Source organism: Micromonospora sp. CNZ297 (assembly GCF_007827625.1).
The window spans coordinates 22135-40839 of sequence record NZ_VISU01000020.1 but is presented as its reverse complement, the minus strand read 5'-3'; the positions used below and the strand labels follow the sequence as shown (position 1 = coordinate 40839).

Below are 18705 nucleotides of genomic sequence, written 5' to 3'. Positions count from 1 at the left end.
CAATCGTGATCGAGCAGCTTTGGGCGCCTGAACCAGCGCTGGCGCAGGAAGTGAAGACCCTGTTTGACAGCACTATCGAGTCCTACCGGGTCAAGCCAGACTTACTGACGGAGCACGCCAATCACGAGGAGTCTATCCGAGTCGGCGGATACGCCAATCGGACTCTCCTCGAACTCGTCCAGAACGCCGCAGATGCCATGGCGGGGAACACCGACTCGGACGAGAATACGGGCCGGGTCGAGATCGTCCTGGATTCGGTAGGGGGTGCCCTCTATTGCGCTAACGGCGGACGCCCGTTCTCCAAGAGAGGGCTCACCGCCATCACGCATGCCCACTTGAGCGGCAAACGTGGGGACGAGATCGGGCGATTCGGCCTTGGGTTCAAGTCCGTCTTGGCGGTTTCGAACACGCCGCAGGTCTTCAGCCGTTCCGTGTCGTTCGAGTTCAACTCGCCTGAAGCGCGCTCCGCCATCGCTGAAGTCGGCTCCGGTGCGAAGCGTTACCCTGCGCTGCGTACAGCCACCACGATCGACGCGATGGCAGCGTTCGGCCACGATCCTGTGCTCCGCGGCTTGGCCGAGTGGGCCGCCACCATCGTCAAGCTTCCCAACGTGTCGAGCATTCCTCGCCTTCGCAAGGAGATCATAGAGTTCTCGTCGCACTTCCTTCTGTTTGTCGGGGCCGTCAGGGAGGTGCGCCTCCGGATCCTCGGTGCCGATCATTTCGAGGCGACTCACACCTCCCGTAACCTCGGTGACGGCCTCTTCAAGATCGAGCGCTCCGGCGGCGAGTACGAGGAGTGGTACGTCGAGGACCGGATGCATGCGCCGTCCGCGGAAGCTCGACGCCAGGTCGGCGAGGCGGTCTCGCGATCGGAGGTCAAAGTTACCGTCGCGATCCCTAAGAGGCGCGGCAGACGGTATCAGATTGGCCAATTCTGGTCCTACTTCCCGCTGAAGGACAAGACGTCGGCCTCCGCCCTGTTCAACGCGCCGTGGAGCGTGAACGACGACCGGACGACGTTGCTCCGAAACGATTACAACCGCGAGATGCTCGTAACGCTTGCGGAAATGTTCGTGCAGATGGTGACACGCGTGCGCACGGTGGAGGATCCGGCCGCGCATCTTGATTATCTGCCCGCACGGGGTCAGGAAGAGCTCTCGTTCGGTGACGAGGTCCTCTGCAGGCAGGTCCCTCACAAGTCGATTGGACGGGAACTCGTTCCTGACGCGTCGGGACGCTTGACTCGGGCCGAGACCCTGAAGCCCTTGGACTTCACGATCGGCGTCTCCGAGACTGTTCACGAGGCATGGATCATCTCTCCGAACACTGGATCCGACGTTCCGCACTGGAAGTGCTACAGCTTGCAGCAGCGGATCACACGTCTGCGCCAGCTGTTCGCGGCCGCGCACGGCAATCAGCTGGACGCCACCGAGAACGACATGAAGCGGACGTTGGCGGCCATGCCGAAGCGTGGGATCCTATCTTGGCTGCGGGAGTGGGCGGAGGGGGCCGATCCAGTGTCGGCTGCCAACGCCTTCAGGTTCGTATGCAAGCAGCGCAACATCGAAGGCGTCGAGAACGCCAAAGTGATCCCGACCACCGGCGGCCTGCGAGCGCTGAACGACAGCACGGCGGTCTTCCTGCGCCGGGAGGAGGGCCTCGAATTCGAGAGGTCCGTCTTCGTCCTCCCTGGCTTCCTCTCCCAACCCGGCGTTGAGGCACTGCTGCGGCAGGCGGGGTTCCGAGACCTCGACCCTCTGGCCATTCTCACCGCGCGTATCGCGCAGCTCCCTGCGACCGCCGGCGATCGGGAGTACACGGAGCTCTGGGATTCCGTGACCGCACTGCCCGTCAACGTCGCGGTGAAGACTCTCGAAGGTCACTCGGACACGGTCAAGGTGCCGACGCGTGACGGAGCTTGGGCATGGGCGAGCCAGGTGATCGACGTCGATGTCGACGTGTCCGACGTGCCGGGCGTCAGGGCGTTGGACCGCAAGCGCTGTCTGCCACAGGCGGCCCATGCTCTCGGCGTCGTCCGTGATCCGGTAAAGAGCTACCCCGTCGAGGACGAATCGCGCCTGGAGGACTACCTCGGATGGTTGTTGGAGCAGGTCAACGCGTTACAGGGTCCGGGTGAGCGTCCTGTCGAACGTGTCGAACTGCTCCACGGCGCCGGGCCGGGACCGTTCTCCATGCTGTTCGTCCTGCGAGACGCCAGCGCCTCGGCCCAACTGCGTGCGCACTGGACCACCGCGCTGCTGCAGGCCGGGGATCTCACCTGGACGTGCGAGGACGTCGACTCGGGCGTCACCTACACCGTGCACTCGCCCGTGCGATGGGCGGCAGACAACGCTGGACTCGTCCACACGACCCGTGGCTACCTGCCGCCCTGCGAGGTCGCCGCGCCGTCACTGGTCCGTTACGAGAGACTGCTTCCGCTGTTCCGGGGACCGTCACAGGTCGCCGACACGCTGGAACTGCCGAATGAACTCGCGACGGTGCCCGGTCCTGTACTGAAGAAGGCGCTCGCCGAGCCGCTGTTCCCGCCGGGCATCTCCGACGACGTGCTCGTCGACTTCACCCTCGCCGTGTCACGGATCGCCTATCCCGGTGCGCATGCCCCGACGATCCCCGCCAAGATCGGACGCCGAACCGAGTCAAGGCCCCCCGGTGCGGTGTACCTCGCGACGTCGGACGAGCAGGAGGCGTTCCTCTCCTCGCGTCAGCGTCCCTACCTTCGCGCTCGGCCCGAGCAGACCTCGGAATTGGTAGAGGTGGTCGGATGTCGCCGGTTCGAAGACAGCTTCGCCTTCTCGATCATGGTCGAGGGCGAGCAGGACGCGGTGCCGATCGTCGACGTCTTCACTGGATTGCGCACGACGACCGTAGCGAGGAAGGTCGAAAACGCGACTCTGACCCGAGCAGTCCAGATCATCAAGAGGGTGACCACGGAAGACGGCGTCGAGGACCAGGCTCTGGACTGGCATCTCGACGGGTTGAATCTCACTGCTCGCAGTGATGCCGATCAGCCGCGGCTGCTCTCGTTCGTCAACGACGCGTTCGACCTGCGCTTGACCAGCGCCGAACGTGAGCAGGTCCTCAAGACCGGTCTAAATCACAAACTCGAAGAGCTGCGTCAGCGTGCCAAGGCCGCCCGGGACGACGCCGAACGGCTCGACATCTACTTCGGTCCGGACGACCTGCAGGAGGCGTTGCCGACCGGCTTGTGGCAGGCACTCGAGGCTCAGGAATTGATCCACGACGAAACCTCCGTCGCCGAGCTGTTCCTGACGGTCTACGGCTCGGACTCCATCAAACAGCTCGCGGAGAACTTCCGACGGGAGGGCTTCACCGACGTACCGACCGAGTGGGCGGGCCGTTCTACCACGATCTCCTGGTTGCGCAAGATGGGGTTCGGTCCCGAGTACGCGGGACGCCGGAATCAACGTCAACCCCAGGAGTTCGTCGTCCCCGGTGCGGTGAAGCTCAACGAACTGCACCCCTTCCAAAAAAAGATCAGCGCCCAACTCCGCGACGTCCTCACGCTGCGGGAGGCGAGCGGTCGTCACCTCAAGGCGATGGTGGAACTCCCGACCGGGGCAGGAAAAACGCGCGTCGCGACGGAGACCGTGCTGCGCCTGTTCATGGAGGGCCGCCTCCAGGGTCCCGTCCTGTGGATCGCGCAGTCGCAGGAGCTCTGCGAGCAGGCGGTGCAGACGACCAGCCTGGTCTGGCGGGGCCTGGGGGACGAGCGTCCACTGACAATCGGACGCCTATGGGAGGGCAACGACGTTCACGAGCCGGACACGGAGTTCAGCTTCATCGTCGCCACCGACGCCGAACTCGACGTCGGCGTTATCCGTGACCCCGACTACGACTGGCTGAGGCAGGCCTCCGCCGTGATCATTGACGAGGGGCACCGGGCCGGTGGATCCGAGCGGTACACCCGGATTCTGAACTGGCTGGGCGTGGCCGGCCGTGGCTGGGAACGCCCGTTGGTCGGACTCTCCGCGACACCGTTTAAGGGCGCCTCCGAGTCCGCCACCAAGGCGCTCGTGAGTCGTTTCGGTGGCCGCAAACTCGAGGCGTTCGAGCAGGACAACGCCTACCGCAGGCTCGCCGAACTCGGTGTGCTGGCGCGGGTCCGACACCGCGTACTGCCGGGCATCCACGTCGATCTGCAGCCGGACGAGCGCAAGGACGCCACGAGCCTGCGCAGGCTCAAGCAGTCCGTCATGGATCGCATCGGCCGGGACCAGGCCCGCATGTCGGTACTCGTCGATCACATTCTGAGCCTGGACCCGGATTGGCCGGTACTGGTATTCACCCCGAACGTCCTTTCAGCACAGGTGCTAGCGGCGACCCTGCGGTATCGCGACGTCACCGCTGCGGCCGTTAGCGGGCAGACCGGTAGGCAGGAGCGCCGCGACATCATCGAGAAGTTCAAGAACGGTCAGATCAGAGTTCTCGCCAACTGCGACCTTCTGATTCAGGGTTTCGACGCCCCCGGGGTCCGAGCGCTGTACATCGCGCGTCCGACGTTCAGTCCCAACGCCTACATCCAGATGGCCGGGCGCGGTCTGCGGGGACCAAAGAACGGCGGGAAGGAAGAGTGCCTCATCGTGGACATGGCAGACAACTTCGGTGATCTCACCGAGATGCTTGGATACCGCGAGTACGAGGCTCTCTGGCAGGAGCATCAGCCGTGATCCTCGTTCCCGACCTGACCGACATCGTCAAGAACGCCGAGAGCGACGCCGAACGTCGGGTGGCGCGCCTACTACGAGAGGCGACCGGTGATCTGGACGCAGTCGCCTTCTACTCCGTGAAGTTGCGCTCGCACGCCTACAAGCAGCAGGCCGAGGCGGACTTCGTCGTGCTGTGGAAGAAATGCTTGATCGTCGTCGAGGTCAAAGGCGGTGGGGTCAGGAGGCACGACGGCGTCTGGTACAGCGTCGACCGCCGCAACGACTGGCACAAGCTGTCGAGCTCGCCGATGGAGCAGGCGCAGTCGGCGATGTACGCCCTGCGCGACATCCTGCGGGAGGAGGGAGTCGGTTGGTTCGCGCATGAGGCCGTTGTCATCACCCCGGACATCGATACACCGCCACACTCGGTGGAGTGGCAGCCGAGCCACTGGTTGGCCAAGGACGAAATGACGGTCGAGGGGTTGACTCAGGCTCTCGACACGATCACAGGTGCCGCCCGCAGGCCACCCGCTGGCCAACGGATCGCCCGTGCCGATGATCTGCGTACACGTCTGTTCGGCGAGTTCACCAGGATGCCGGTGATCGACGCGCAGCGGGGTGCGGTCATCGAGGAGCAGAACCGTGCCACCGCCGGCCAGGCACGGGTGTTGGCCGCGTTGGCCCGCAACCCCCGGGTCATGGTGTTCGGTGGTGCCGGCACGGGTAAATCCCTGGTGCTGGTCGAGGCCGCGAAGCAGGAGTCCGGTGAAGGCCGATCCGTGCTGATCACCTTCCACTCGCCGGAGCTGCTGCAATTCTTCGCGCCGCACGTCGCCAGCCGTGACATCGCGGTCCTGCCATTCGTGCAACTGACGTCCGACCAGGTGTACGACGTCGTCTTCATCGACGAGGCACAGGATCTGATGGATGCCGAGATGATGGACCGGCTCGACGCGGTCGTCGTCGGCGGACGCGACCGCGGCCGTTGGCGGATGTTCCTCGACTCGAACAACCAGTCACACGTCGACGGCGGCTTCGACGACGACGTGTTCGAGCTCGTCGCCTCCGAGGCCCTCTCGGTCGACCTCGAACTCAACGTCCGGAACACGCAAGCAATCGTGCACATGGTTCAGGAATACCTCGGCGCGGATGTCGGCGATCCAGGCATCGTCCACGGCGAGAAGGTCCGGTGGCACACCTCTGACGGTGCGGCCGCTGTCGCCGCCGCCGAGACCGTGGCGGAACAACTGGTGGCCGACGGTGTCCGACGCAAGGACATCTGGATCATCAAGACCGATTCCACGGCGGCGCCGACCGTGACGCCGCAAGGCTTCACTCTGACGAGCCCTCGGTACGCCAAGGGCCTCGAGGCGGAGAGCGTCGTGCTGTGCGACCTGCCCGAGTCCTTCGACGATGCGGGCACCGCCGCCTTCTACGTGGCAGTGACCCGGGCGCGTGTCTCGCTGGACATATTGGTGACCAAGGACGACCGGCGGCGCCTCCAACAATTGGTCCGACAGCGTTTGGTGAAGAAGTGACCCTGACCAAGGCACAAGACGCGGCACTGACGCATCTACGCCACGCATACGTCGGTCCGGACTCCGGTGAGGAGGAGATCCTCACCAACCGGCCCGACCGGCAGTACGCCGTCGGGATGCTGTTCCCGATCGCCTCGGCGGCGCCGGTCGCGGATCAACCGCCGTTCGGCGCGCCGCTCGAATCGGATGTGCCCGCCGGAGACGTGGAGGAGGACGGCGCCGGTGTGCCGCTCGCCGAGGAATGGCGGCCGTCCTCGGTTGCGATCTCTTTCGTCACCGACCGGTCCGCTGTGACCTGTGATCTGTCCGGTGGCACCTATCAGCCCGTCACCGGTGACGGGCCCCCGCGTTGGCAGCGCAAGCCGTTCCGACTCGACGCGATCGAACTCGGCCCTCAAAGGCCACTGCACGAGCTTCAGGCGGGCGAGGTTCCGATTGAGGTCGGGTCCCGGTGGCGCCGGTACGGCGACGCTCATCTGGTGACGGTGCACGTTCGGATACGCAAGCAGTCCACCGGGAACGACCGGCTCGACATCGAATCGATGCTGTTCCAGGTGGCGCTCAGGGTCGAACCCGCGGTCGACGGTCGGATCTTGGAGTATCGGGGGTCGACCGCGGTCAGCCTTGACAGTGAGGCGGCGGAGCTACGGCTGCGGTTCAGGGACAAGAAGGTTTACGCCGTCGGACACGGAATGGCCGCGGACTGGGACTTGTCCGGGAACGGCTGTACGGCGGTCCGCCTCGAGGCCGTGCCCGCGTTCGTGGTGCCCGCAGTCGCGACGACCGGGTTCGCAGCGGGGACCGCGGAGGCCGAGGCTCTGGGTCTCGACCATCTCGCACGGATCGACACACACCCCGACGAGGTCCTACCGTCGCTCGACGCCTTCGTCACCGCATTCGAGGTATGGGTCCAGCAGCAGGAGAACTCTACGAGCGCGTTCGGCGCGGACGCCCACGTCGCACGAGCGATCACCGACCGCGCCCGCGCGGCTCTTCACCGGATGCGGGCCGGTGTCGACCTGCTCCGCGACGCCCGGCAGGAGACGCTGAGAACGGCCTTCTCGCTCGGCATGGCGGCCATGCGACTACAAATGCGTCAGACGGCGCTGCGTGACGACAGAGATCCGAGCGAGCCGCAATGGCGCCCGTTTCAACTCGGCTTTCTGCTGGTGGCTCTGGCATCGACCGTGGACGAAACCCACGACGACCGGGAAGTGGTCGACTTGATCTGGTTCCCCACCGGCGGAGGCAAGACGGAGGCATACCTGGGCTTGGCAGCGATCGAGATCTTCCGTCGACGGCTCGCGCACGGTGTCGCAGGAGGCGGCACCGCGGTGATCACCCGCTACACGCTGCGGCTGCTCACCGCCCAGCAGTTCCAACGGGCGGCGTCGCTGATCTGCGCGATGGAACTGCTGCGCCGTGACGGCGGCCGAGCTAAGGGCATGGCCCGCTTCTCCATCGGCCTGTGGGTGGGTAACGAGGTGACACCGGGCACGAGGACCGATGCGAAGGCCGCACTCAACCGATTGCACAAGGCCGCACGGCCGGAGGAGGCGAACAGCTTTCAGGTCGAGGGCTGCCCGTGGTGTGGCGCCGCGCTGGTGCCGAGGAAACAGTCCGCGGACAAGACCCTGTACGGGATGCGGCTCGTCGGCAGGGACGTCGTCATCCACTGCACCGATGGGAGCTGTCCGTTCCACGACGAGCTCCCCGTCGCCGTCGTCGACGAGGTCCTCTACGACGAACCGCCCACCATCCTGCTCGCCACCGTCGACAAGTTCGCACGCCTGCAGTTCCGACCCAACGCTGGAACACTGCTCGGCCTGGACACACCGTTCCGGCAGCCGTCGATGATCATCCAGGACGAGCTGCACTTGCTGTCGGGACCACTCGGTACCACGGTTGCCGTCTTCGACGCCGTCATCCAGATGCTGCTGAGCAGATCCGGCACGCCACCAAAGGTCATCGCATCGACCGCGACCATCCGCGCGTCACAGGAACAGGTGCAGGGACTGTACGGGCGTGCCGTCGCCCTCTACCCACCGGCAGGCCTCGACGGGGATCAGACCTTCTTCTCCAAACCGGTTGAGAGCGGTGAAGGGCGCCTCTACGTCGGTCTCATGCCGCAGTCGCTGTCTCAGGTGTCCGCAGTCATCTCCACGGCCGCTCCGCTGATCGAGATTCCGGAGGTCCTCGCCCAAAGGCAGGACACGGGCGCGACGCGCGACTCCTACTGGACCGCAGTGATGTATCACAACAGCCTGCGCGAGCTCGGCCGCACGGGAACCCTGATCGTCGACGACGTCAACGGACGACTCGAACCACGGGCCGACCGTTTGAAGCTGCCGTTCCGGCGGGTGCGCGCCGACCGCGTTCTCGAACTGACCAGTCGCCGCGGACCGGAGGAGCTTCCCAACGACCTGCGGGAACTCGCGCAGAGCATCGACAAGACCGATCAGGCCGTCGACGTCGTGCTGTCATCCAACATGTTGTCGGTGGGTATCGACATCCCTCGCCTCGCGCTGATGCTGATGGTCGGCCAACCGAAGACCACCGCCGAATACATCCAGGCCACCAGCCGCGTCGGTCGTGGCCGCAACAACGGCATAGTCACGACGTTGTTCCGGTCGAACCGGGCACGCGACCGATCGCATTTCGAGACGTTCCGCGGCTACCACGAAGCCCTCTATCGCAACGTCGAACCGACGAGCGTGACACCCTGGTCGCTGGCCTCTCGTGCTCGCTCCATACGTGGCGCCCTGGTGGCGCTCCTACGGCACTCCATCAAGGCTCTGGCAGCCAACGACGCGGCATCTCGCCTCGACCTCGACGACGAGGACATGTGCCACACGATCGAACACCTGGTTGACACCTTCGTCTCTCTTGTCAGCCGATCGGATCGCCTCGAGGCCGACGAGACCGAAGAGGAGCTGTGGCGGCTGCTGCGTGATTGGGACCGCCGCGCCAGATCCGCGCGAGAAGAAGGCACGAGTTTGCGATACGAACGTGGCAAGGCGGACGAGCCGGCCCTTCTCAGACGGTTTGAGCAGAGCGGCGAGGGCTGGCTGGTCGCCGACTCGATGCGCTCGGTCGAACCGAACGTCGCCGTCCATGTACGCGAGCCGATGGAGGAGGTGCGGTATGGAACCCATCGTGCATGACCTACGGCTGTCCGAGACGATCAGCCCCTTCGGCGTGGGCGCAGTCGTCGACGTGCGCGGTGAGTCCCTGATCGCACCCGACACCTCCTGGTGGGACCGCAAACGCGCTCCCAAGATCAGCTGCGAGCGCCTCTCGGCGAAACTGCATGGGGCTGTCCTGCGGCAGCCACCGGCACACGCCGGACGAGCGGCCAAGGAGACGGCGAGTCTGCTGTACTTCCGGTTCCCCGAATGGCGGTTCTGCGAGCGTTGCACGAAGCTGTCCATGCTCACCGGCAAGCACAAGGGCCGCTGGACCAACAAGTGTGACTGCGGCGGCACCCTCGTACCGATGCGGTACGTCGCGGTCTGCGAGCAGGGCAGCCACCTGCAAGACATCCACTGGTTCAAGTGGGCGCACCGTGGGCACGACGCCGGCATGACCGAGGCAGTGCGGCACTGCCGCGCCTACAAGGAACTCCGGTTCGTCCGCTCTTCGCGTCACGGCGAAGGCCTGACATCACTCCGCGTCGTCTGCAACGGCTGCAAACGAGACCGCGCCCTGTCCGATCTGACAGGGAAGGACTCGTTACACCGCGACGGCCTCCGATGCGACGGCAAGCAACCATGGGAGAACGAGAACACCGGAGACCCGTGCGAGCACCACCTTAAGGCCGTCCAGCGCGGCGCCACCGGTAACTACATGGCGGAGCGGCTCTCGGCGCTCGATATACCTGAGGAGGTACCGCAATTCATTGGCAAGAAGGACGAGATCCGCAGCCACGTCTACTTCGAGAAGGTCGTCGCGGACAATGGCGGCCCGCAGGCGGACATGGTGGCCGGTTGGATCGCCGACGAGCTCGGCGTCTCGAAGGACGACGTGCTGCGACTGGCCGCGGGTGACGACGAGCCCGACGACGCCCCGCTCCTGGAGCTGAAGGACGGCGAATGGGCCGCGTTCCTGAAAAAGCTCGACAACGGAAGAGACCACAGCGGCGGCGACTTCATCGTCGACGGCTGGAGGATCCGATCTGATAGCGCATGGCCCCCCGCCCTCACTGACGGGCTGGTAGCCGTCGGCCAGGTTCGGCGCGTACGCGAGGTACGCGCGCTCAAAGGCTTCAGACGCCACACGGCCCAAGCCGACTTCATCAGCGCGGACCTCGGCCCAGACCGCAAGAGAAGACCGGTGTTTCCCGCCGTCGAGATGTTCGGTGAAGGAATCTTCCTCCGCTTCGACGAGGCCCGCATCGCCGCATGGGAGAGCCGACCCGAAGTGCAAGCCCGCGCGAGGATCCTGATCGATCGGCGCGAAAGCAGCCCCTGGGCGGACCGACTCGACGTCCCGGAGCCGCGATACATAGCGCTGCACACCATCGCGCACCTGCTGATCCGACGGCTCGCCTTCGCCAGCGGCTACTCCTCCGCCTCCCTCCAGGAACGCATCTACGCCAACACCGATCGTCCCGATCACACCGCTGGCATCCTCATCTACACGGCCGCCGGCGACGCACAGGGCACACTCGGCGGCCTCGTTCGCCTCGGCGAACCCGATCGGATCCTTCCGCTGTTGCTGGCGGCTCTCGGGGACGCGGACGTTTGCTCGAACGACCCCGTATGCATCGAAAGCGACCGGCAAGGCGTATCCCAGCTGAACCTGTCCGCCTGCCACGGATGCGCGCTCGTCAGCGAGACATCATGCGAGACCGCCAACCGGCTGCTGGACCGTCAGCTCGTCCTCGGCGGCGGGGACGTCCGCGGCCTGCTCGACGACGTCCTGGATCAGGTAAGAGGACTGGTGGACCAGCAAGCCACCAAGGCGCTGAACCGGGCCGGGTCCTGGCATCGTGCACACTGATCACCGGACAGCCCTTGGTTTGCGATCTTCTCCCCTCGACAAGAGGAATGATCGATCAAGGGCTGTCCTCATGATCAGCCGGGGTCGATGCCGCCGCCCAGCGGGTTGAAGCTCAAGTTAGCTGAGGACCCGGAACTGCCATTGATTACGGCGATCCGACTGCTGGCCAGGAGCTGTCGGGGACGCGAGCCCGTTGTTCCTCGGCCACGTAACACGCGGCAGAATACATGGCGTGATCACGTCTCTCCCCCGCCTGATGCGAATGAACGCGGTGCTCAGGTACGGGCGCGTAGCTATCGATCTGCCTATCGCCGATGGCTACCCGAACCTGCATTACCTGTCGACCGGACCGATCGGGACGCGTGTCCTACTGGAGAGCGGGATCAACCCGGTGCGATCGATCGGCGCTCAGGGGCGACAGCGGCGCCCCGTCATCGCGCTGCGGTCTAGTCCATGGAAGGCCGGCGGTGAAGACACGCCGTGGCACGACGTCTTTGACCTAGACCACGGGCATGTTCGCTACTTCGGCGACCACAAGGTCAGCACCGACGGCCCTCTGGGAAGCACGACGGGAAACAAGGCGCTCTTGGAGGCGTGGCCGCAGCATCGAGGCAGCACGCCCGAGACCCGTGCTGCCGCCCCGCCCCTGCTGCTATTCCGTTCCGTCTCCGTGGGTCGCGCCCTGAAGGGGTACATCGAATTCTGCGGCGTCGCCGTGCTCGACCGACTGGAACACGTCGTCCAACGCGACCCGTCCACCGGCCAAAGCTTCGCCAACTACGCTTTCGACCTGACGGTGCTCAGTCTGGCAGAAGAAGCAGAAGCGATCGACTGGCGCTGGATTGACGACAGGCGCGACCCAGGGCTGTCCCTACAGGAGACACACCGGCACGCGCCCCGCTCTTGGCGACGCTGGGTCGAGCACGGCGATCCGATCCTGCCTCGCCTCCGTCGTCGGGTCGCGACGTCGAGAGTGCGCTCCAAGTCTGACCAGCGGCCTGAGGCGGGCAGCGTCGAGGCACAGATCCTCCGACGCATCTACGAGTTCTACCAAGGCCGGCAGCATCGCTTCGAACTGCTGGCTGCCCGGGTCGCCGCCCGTGTCTTCCGCGGCCAGGGAGCCGTCTATCACGAGGGCTGGCTAACACGGGGAAGCGGAGACAGGGGGGTGGACTTCGTTGGGCGGCTAGACGTAGGCAGCGAAGATGCCATTACCTCGCTCGTCGTCCTCGGACAAGCCAAATGCCGTCTCGACAAGTCCGTGAGCGCCGAAGAGCTAGCCCGCGTGGTTGCACGACTGCGCCGCGGTTGGATTGGAGCCTATGTAACCATCAGCGACTACAGCCGAAACGCCCAAGAAGAGATGATGGATGACCAGTATCCCATCGTGCTGATCGACGGACGCCGGCTCGCCGAGGAGGTACGCCGCATGGCCAGCGACAGCCACGGAGGCAACCTGAACACATTCCTCAGCGAGCTTGCGAGTGGCTACGAGGAGGCCGTCACCTCACGCCGGCCCGAGGAGATCCTTTCCCTCTAGTTTTACGACCAAGCGGCTGGCGCTCCACGGTGCCAGGAAAGAGCGGCAGCCGCTTGCGTCGGAGCCGCCAACAGCACGGCCAAGAACTCGGCCATGGCTTCCGAAGTGACCCAGCCGTACGATGAGGAACTGGCCAGACAGCAGACAGCAGACAGCAGACAGCAGACAGCAGACAGCAGACAGCAGACAGTCGCAGACGCGCGACGAGAACACCCGCCGCCGGGCGCTCCCACCGACGAGCGATCTTCAGGAGACACGGACGGCCCTCACTGCCTCGCCAGGCCCCTGCTCCCAATCTGCTCCCAATTTAAGGGGCGACAGCGGAGAAGCCCGTTACCGGTGATTCCGGCTACGGGCTTCCTACCTGCCTATATTCATGGTGGGCGATACTGGGATCGAACCAGTGACCTCTTCGGTGTGAACGAAGCGCTCTCCCGCTGAGCTAATCGCCCTCAGCGCGCATGACTCTACCCGATCACCCGCCCGGACCAAAAACCGGCCCTCAGTGCGTCGCGAGGTAGTGCAGCGCCTCCGCCACCACGTCGATGCCGAAGCTGTACTTGAGCGACAGCCACACCACCACCGACACGAACGCGAGCCCGACCGCGCCGAGCACGAAGCGCACGCCCAGCGACCGCATCTTCACCCAGCGCGTCCAGGAGTTGACGTGCCGGCGGGTGAACGCGAGCAGCCGTCGCGCCCAGTGGAACTCGACCGCCCAGACGCCGAGGCCGGCGATGACCAGCAGCCAGCCGGGCCCTGGTAGCGGGATCAGCGCGACACCGACTGTGACGACGATGGCACCGAGGATGCCGATGAAGATCTTCAGGGCGACGCGGCCGGTGGGGTTGGCGCGGATGAGGTCGAGCGTGGTGTGCAGGCGCCCGCGCCAGCCCCGTCGCCGCCGGCGCTGCTCCATGAGAGCGCCTTGCGACCGCCCTTCCACCGGCACCTCGTACCCCCGACTTTCGGCTGCTCGGGCCGCACCTTTCGGCGATTCGGCCGTGGTCCGCGACGTCACCGAGGAGCCCCTCGTGACCATTTCCACCCCCAGTGTCGCGCGGGACCGTCACCCCTGCTCACGACTGGACGTTACCGGAGTAAGTCGACGACTGAACCACCCGTTGCCGGGCGGAACGACGGAGTGGGCGGAACCCGAAATTCTACGCGGGGCCACGCGGTCCCGGGGGCTTTCGGAACCCCTTCCCACCACTGGGTGAAGTCAGCGTATGGCGGAGCGTAGCCAGGAGCAGCACCTGAGTATGGGAAAAGCGGGACACGCGCGTTCCGCAGCGGTGCCGGGGGGAGAACGTCCATGAGTGTCATCCGACCGACGACCGTAGAGGTCGAGACGTCGCTAAGGCTCGTCGCGCCTGACGCCACCGCCTTGCCGGTGCGCGCCAGTCTGCGTTACGACCCTGCTGACCCGTATGCGGTCCATGTCCTGTTCCATGCCGAGTCCGCCGGCGGCGAGGCGGTGAGCTGGTCGTTCGCTCGCGAACTGCTGGTCACCGGGCTCGACGAGCCGGCTGGCATCGGTGATGTGCGGGTCTGGCCGTGGGCCACCCCGCGCGGCGACTTCGTCGCGCTGGCGCTGTCGTCGCCGGACGGCAACGCCCTGTTCGAGGTTCCGCGCAGCGTGCTGGTGCGCTTCCTGCGCCGGACCTACGTCGTCGTCCCGCGCGGCCGCGAGGCCGAGCACCTGGACGTCGACACCGCGGTGAACCGGCTGCTGGCCGGTCGCTGACACGGCGACACCCGGGGCCGCGCGGATCTGCCGAGTCCGCGCGGCCCCGGGCCGTCTCCAACCGGGGGTACGCCCTCAGCCGCGCGTGGTGATCCCGCCGTCGACCGGGATGACCGCTCCGGTCAGGTATGCGCCCGCCCGCGACGCCAGGTAGATCGCGGTGCCCGCCATGTCCTCGGGGCGGCCGATCCGGCCCAGCGGCACCTGCTGCTCGATGGCCGCGCGCGAGTCCGGGTCGTCCAGCGCGAACGCCATCATCTTGCTCTCGAACGGTCCGGGCGCGATCGCGTTGACTGTGATCTGCTCGCCGGCGAGCTGGTGGGCGAGGCCGCGGGTGAGCATGTGCACCGCCGCCTTGGTGGCGGAGTACGCGTACACCTCCATCCACGGCACCCGGATGCCGTCGATCGACCCGATGTTGATCACGCGGGCCGGGTCGTCGGCGCCTGCTGCGGCGCGCAGTTGCGGCAGCAGCGCGGTGGTGAGCCGGAAGACGGCCTTGACGTTCACCGCCCAGAGCTTGTCGAAGGCGCCCTCCGGGTACTCCTCCAGCGGCGCGCCCCAGGTGGCGCCCGCGTTGTTGACCAGCACGTGGAGCCGGTCGTGGCGCTCTCGCACGGCCTCGGCGAGCGCCAGCGCGCCCGCGTCGCTGCCGAGGTCGGCGGGGATCGCCTCGCAGTGGCCCTCGGCGGACAGTTCCTTGGCGACCGACTCGCACACGTCCGCCTTGCGCGAGGAGATGATCACCCGGGCGCCGGCCCGGACGAAGCCCCGCGCGATCATCAGCCCGATCCCGCGTGAGCCGCCTGTGACCAGGACCGTCTTGCCGTCGACCGAGAACAGATCCGTCATGCCCATCCCATCGCCGTCTTCCGGCCGCGGGCCGGTCGGCCGGGGCCGCGTGGCCGGGTGCGGAGCGCACGCCGGCCCGGGTCTTACCGATCGGTAACCTAACCGTCCGGCTCGGCTGCCGACAAGAGCGGCCCGAGCGGGTGAAACCGTCGAGATGCAACGTGCGCGCGGGCCGGTTACCGTCGGGATGATGGTCACTACCGGTCAGCCCTCCCCGGCCACCCGCACCGGCCTGCCGGAGTTCCGCCCCGGCACCGACGAGATCGTCACCGGTGTGCTCGGCGACCTCGCCGCCGAGCCCGGCTGGCCCCGCCCGGTCCTGCTCGACCGCGATCTGCTGATCCTGGTCACTCACGGCCACGGCACCGCCGAGCTGGACTTCCGGCCCGTCCCCTGCCGTCCGGGCACGCTGCTGCGCGCGCATCCCGGCCAGGCGCTGCGGTTCGTCGGCGCCCAGCTCGACGCGACTGTGGTGAGCTGGCGGCCGGACGCGCTGCGCGGCCTCGACGTCGACCCGGACGCGGTGCCCGCCCACCGTCAGCTCGCCGGCGAGGACGAGGACGCGGTGATCAGCGAGGTGAGCCAGCTCGCCGTGGACGCCGACCGGCACGCGCTGGTGCCGGCCGCCGCGGCGCTGCTGCGCCACCAGCTCGCCGTGCTGCTGCTGCGGCTGAGCCTGCTGCCGCATCCGGGCGACGGCGCGACGCCCCGGGCCGAGACGGAGACGTTCCGGCGGCTGTGCCGCGAGGTGGAACGCGGCTACCGGCACACCCGCCGGGTGGAGGACTACGCCGCCCAGATCGGCTGTTCGGTGCGTACCCTGACCCGGGCCTGCCTGGCGGTGACCGGCCGCAGCGCCAAGCAGGTGATCGACGAGCGGGTGGCGTTGCAGGCGTGCCGGCTGCTCGCCGCCACCGACGAGTCGATCGCCGCGATCGGCCGGGAGCTGGGTTTTCCCGAGCCGACGAACTTCGGCCGCTTCTTCACCCGGGAGGTCGGGGTGAGCCCGGGGACGTTCCGGGCCGAGCGCGAGCGCCCGCTGGCCGTCCGTCTGGTGCGACCCCGGCCGCCCGCCGACTCCCCCGTGCCGGGCGGCCAGGCATGATGGCACTGTGCAGATCTCCGCGCGCGGCGACTACGCGGTCCGGGCAGCCCTGAGCCTGGCCACCGCGTACCCCACCCTGCTGTCCACCCAGGCCATCGCGGCGGAGCAGGACATGCCGCGCAAGTTCCTCGAGGCGGTGCTGGCCGACCTGCGCCGGGCCGGGGTCGTCCGGGCCCAGCGCGGCGCCGAGGGCGGCTACACGCTGGCCCGGCCGCCGCGGGAGATCACCATCGGGCACGTGTTGCGCGCCGTCGACGGTCCGCTCGCGGGGGTACGCGGGCTGCGCCCCGAGGAGACCCGGTACGAGGGGGCGGCGGAGAACCTGCCCCGCCTCTGGGTGGCGGTACGCGCGTCGGTGCGCCGGGTGGTCGACGAGGTGAGCCTGGACGAGCTGGTCAGCGGCCGGCTGCCGGCGCACGTGCGCAAGCTGACCGCGCAGCCGGACGCGTGGGAGCCGCGCTGATTCACAGCGTGCCGACGACCTCCTCGTAGGGCAGGCGCGGCAGCCGTTCCCGCCAGGCGTCCGGCGCCGGGCGGCCGATGTTCATCAGCAGCAGCACCCGGTGCCGCCCGCCGGGGAAGAACTCGCGTTCCACGCCTGCGGCGTCGAATCCGGCCATCGGTCCGGCGGCCAGCCCGGCGGCGCGTACGCCGACCAGCAGGTAGCCGATCTGGAGCGCGGCGTTGAACCGGGCCTGCGCCTCCCGGCCGGCCGGGTCGCCGGTGAACCAGTCGCGGGCGCCGGGGCGGTGCGGGAACAGTTCGGGCAGCCGGTCGTGCCAGTCCACGTCGGCGGCGAGCACGGCGGTCAGCGGCGCGGTCGCCGTCTTGTCCCGGTTGCCGGCGCTGACGTACGGCAGCAGCCGCGCCCGTGCCTCGGCGGAGCGCAGCAGCAGCACCCGCAGCGGCTGGCCGTTCATCGCTGTCGGGCCGTACCGGATCAGGTCGTGGACGGCGCGGACCTGCTCGTCGGCGACCGGCTCGTCGGTGAACGCGTTGGCGGTGCGGGCGGCCCGGAACAGCAGGTCCTGGGCGGCCCGGTCGAGCGCGATCAGGTCGTCGGCGGCGGCGGTCACCACGCCTCGGGCCAGTCGCCGAGCGTGGTGGTGTAGCCGCCCCGGTGGTGCAGCAGCGGGTCGCCGTCCTCACCCGCGCCGAGCGCGAGCGGCTCGCCGAGCAGGATGGTGTGGTCGCCCGCCTCGATCCGGCGCACGACCCGGCACAGCAGCACTGCGAGCGCGTCGCCGATCAGCGGCACGCCGAACGGCCCGATGGTCCAGCCCGGGTGGGCGGTGAACCGGTCGATGCCGCTGGTGGCGAAGATCTGCGCGATCTCCTGCTGGCCGGAGGCGAGCAGGTGCACCGCGACGTGTTCGGCCTGCTCGACTGTGGGCCAGCTCGACGACGCGCGGCCCAGGCAGACCGAGACCAGCGGCGGGTCGAGCGACACCGACGTGAACGAGGTGGCGGTGAAGCCGGCCGGCGGCAGGTCCGGCCGCATCCGGTTGCCGCGCAGGCCCGGTGTGGTGACGACGGTGACCGTGGACGCCTGGCGGCGCAGCAGGCCGCGGAACGAGTCGACGTCGACCGGGCGCAGCTCGACGGTGGCGGCGCCGGGCCGGTCCACGGTGGTCACGACGCCACCAGCTGTCGGCGCGACGGTGAGTGCAACCGGTCCACGAGAGCCTCCAGTCCAGGGGTAGCAGCGGCGGCACGGTGTTCTCTCCCGATACCCCCGGATGAGGGATGCGATGCGGGGCGACCAGCACTCATGCTGCCGACCGCTCTCCGCGCCGGTCAACGCCCTTCCAAAGAGTGAGACTTTCGTCGCTGGCATTGTTACTACCCGCCACCACCAGCATTTACGACTCCTTAACACCTACCCGTTGGATAGAGATTTTGCCGGGTGACGGTCCCACCGTCCAGAGCGGACCGGGCATGGTTTCGCGAATCGTCGATCCGGGCATGTTCCAGATCGCAGAGGCAGGGAGACGAAGGAGGCACCCCCGATGGGCGTCCAGTTCCGCAAGCGCAAGAAGTACGGACCGCTGATCCTCCACTTCACCCAGAACGGCTTCTCGTCGTGGAGCATCAAGATCGGCCGCTGGTCCTGGAACTCGAACACCCGCGCCCACCGCGTGGACCTTCCGGGGCCGCTGTCCTGGAAGCAGGACAAGACCCGGGCCTGACCACCCGGACGTGGATCGGGGCGCCGGCGACAACGCCGGCGC

General features: G+C 67.4%; 13 protein-coding genes and 1 tRNA gene. 9 read left to right on the top strand and 5 right to left on the bottom strand.

Features of this window, described 5'->3' with window-relative positions:
- Positions 1 to 5: 5 nt before the first annotated feature.
- The 5 genes from FB454_RS27205 (at position 6) to FB454_RS27185 (ending at position 12770) form a co-directional block, all read left to right on the top strand.
- Positions 6 to 4712, top strand: a complete 4707-nt coding sequence (locus FB454_RS27205; protein WP_013284933.1) for a DEAD/DEAH box helicase — start codon at positions 6 to 8, stop codon at positions 4710 to 4712.
- The gene (locus tag FB454_RS27200; RefSeq protein WP_013284932.1) at positions 4709 to 6229 is read left to right on the top strand and encodes a nuclease-related domain-containing DEAD/DEAH box helicase; all 1521 of its coding nucleotides are present in this window, start codon (positions 4709 to 4711) and stop codon (positions 6227 to 6229) included. Before FB454_RS27205 ends, FB454_RS27200 begins: the two co-directional genes overlap by 4 nt.
- The gene (locus FB454_RS27195; RefSeq protein ID WP_013284931.1) at positions 6226 to 9393 is read left to right on the top strand and encodes a helicase-related protein; all 3168 of its coding nucleotides are present in this window, start codon (positions 6226 to 6228) and stop codon (positions 9391 to 9393) included. The genes FB454_RS27200 and FB454_RS27195 overlap by 4 nt, the downstream gene beginning before the upstream one ends.
- Positions 9374 to 11230 carry a DUF1998 domain-containing protein gene (gene drmB, locus FB454_RS27190; RefSeq protein ID WP_013284930.1) on the top strand — a complete coding sequence of 619 codons (1857 nt, stop codon included), beginning with the start codon at positions 9374 to 9376 and terminating at the stop codon, positions 11228 to 11230. Before FB454_RS27195 ends, drmB begins: the two co-directional genes overlap by 20 nt.
- A 232-nt stretch (positions 11231 to 11462) precedes the next feature.
- A complete protein-coding gene (locus FB454_RS27185) occupies positions 11463 to 12770 on the top strand; it encodes a restriction endonuclease (RefSeq protein ID WP_205413695.1) in 1308 nt (435 codons plus the stop codon).
- Between the two features lie 377 nt (positions 12771 to 13147).
- Here the strand turns inward: FB454_RS27185 and FB454_RS27180 are convergent.
- Together FB454_RS27180 and FB454_RS27175 are read right to left on the bottom strand one after the other, a co-directional pair.
- Positions 13148 to 13222: transfer RNA gene (locus FB454_RS27180), tRNA-Val, on the bottom strand.
- A gap of 50 nt (positions 13223 to 13272) precedes the next feature.
- Positions 13273 to 13812 (bottom strand): TIGR02611 family protein, encoded by a 540-nt coding sequence (locus FB454_RS27175; protein WP_174361703.1) that lies wholly within the window; start codon positions 13810 to 13812, stop codon positions 13273 to 13275.
- A 273-nt stretch (positions 13813 to 14085) separates the two neighbouring features.
- Here FB454_RS27175 and FB454_RS27170 point away from each other — a divergent pair, with 273 nt between their 5' ends.
- Positions 14086 to 14517: an SsgA family sporulation/cell division regulator gene (locus tag FB454_RS27170; RefSeq protein ID WP_007457244.1), complete on the top strand. Its 432-nt coding sequence runs from the start codon at positions 14086 to 14088 to the stop codon at positions 14515 to 14517.
- Positions 14518 to 14592: 75 nt separating this feature from the next.
- Here FB454_RS27170 and FB454_RS27165 read toward each other — a convergent pair whose 3' ends face one another.
- Positions 14593 to 15369, bottom strand: a complete 777-nt coding sequence (locus tag FB454_RS27165) for a glucose 1-dehydrogenase (RefSeq protein WP_013474586.1) — start codon at positions 15367 to 15369, stop codon at positions 14593 to 14595.
- Positions 15370 to 15556: 187 nt separating this feature from the next.
- Here FB454_RS27165 and FB454_RS27160 point away from each other — a divergent pair, with 187 nt between their 5' ends.
- Complete coding sequence (locus FB454_RS27160) at positions 15557 to 16474, top strand: helix-turn-helix transcriptional regulator (RefSeq protein ID WP_013284926.1); 918 nt, start codon at positions 15557 to 15559, stop codon at positions 16472 to 16474.
- A 7-nt stretch (positions 16475 to 16481) separates the two neighbouring features.
- Positions 16482 to 16937, top strand: a complete 456-nt coding sequence (locus FB454_RS27155; protein ID WP_013284925.1) for an RrF2 family transcriptional regulator — start codon at positions 16482 to 16484, stop codon at positions 16935 to 16937.
- 1 nt (position 16938) lies between these two features.
- On the opposite strand, the gene FB454_RS27150 is transcribed toward FB454_RS27155, so the two are convergent.
- The gene (locus FB454_RS27150) at positions 16939 to 17550 is read right to left on the bottom strand and encodes a malonic semialdehyde reductase (RefSeq protein WP_013474585.1); all 612 of its coding nucleotides are present in this window, start codon (positions 17548 to 17550) and stop codon (positions 16939 to 16941) included.
- Positions 17547 to 18110: a flavin reductase family protein gene (locus FB454_RS27145; RefSeq protein WP_013284923.1), complete on the bottom strand. Its 564-nt coding sequence runs from the start codon at positions 18108 to 18110 to the stop codon at positions 17547 to 17549. Before FB454_RS27145 ends, FB454_RS27150 begins: the two co-directional genes overlap by 4 nt.
- 373 nt (positions 18111 to 18483) lie before the next feature.
- On the opposite strand from FB454_RS27145, the gene FB454_RS27140 reads away from it, so the two are divergent.
- On the top strand, positions 18484 to 18663 hold the full coding sequence (locus tag FB454_RS27140) for a DUF4236 domain-containing protein (RefSeq protein WP_013284922.1): 180 nt from the start codon (positions 18484 to 18486) through the stop codon (positions 18661 to 18663).
- The last annotated feature ends 42 nt before the right edge of the window (positions 18664 to 18705 follow it).

What these genes read in the sequence shown, in the direction of transcription:
- drmB (WP_013284930.1), top strand. Translation starts at nt 9,374, where the DNA reads ATGGAACCCATCGTGCATGACCTACGGCTGTCCGAGACGATCAGCCCC.
- FB454_RS27175 (WP_174361703.1), bottom strand. Translation starts at nt 13,812, where the DNA reads ATGGTCACGAGGGGCTCCTCGGTGACGTCGCGGACCACGGCCGAATCG.
- FB454_RS27170 (WP_007457244.1), top strand. Translation starts at nt 14,086, where the DNA reads ATGAGTGTCATCCGACCGACGACCGTAGAGGTCGAGACGTCGCTAAGG.
- FB454_RS27165 (WP_013474586.1), bottom strand. Translation starts at nt 15,369, where the DNA reads ATGACGGATCTGTTCTCGGTCGACGGCAAGACGGTCCTGGTCACAGGC.
- FB454_RS27160 (WP_013284926.1), top strand. Translation starts at nt 15,557, where the DNA reads ATGATGGTCACTACCGGTCAGCCCTCCCCGGCCACCCGCACCGGCCTG.
- FB454_RS27140 (WP_013284922.1), top strand. Translation starts at nt 18,484, where the DNA reads ATGGGCGTCCAGTTCCGCAAGCGCAAGAAGTACGGACCGCTGATCCTC.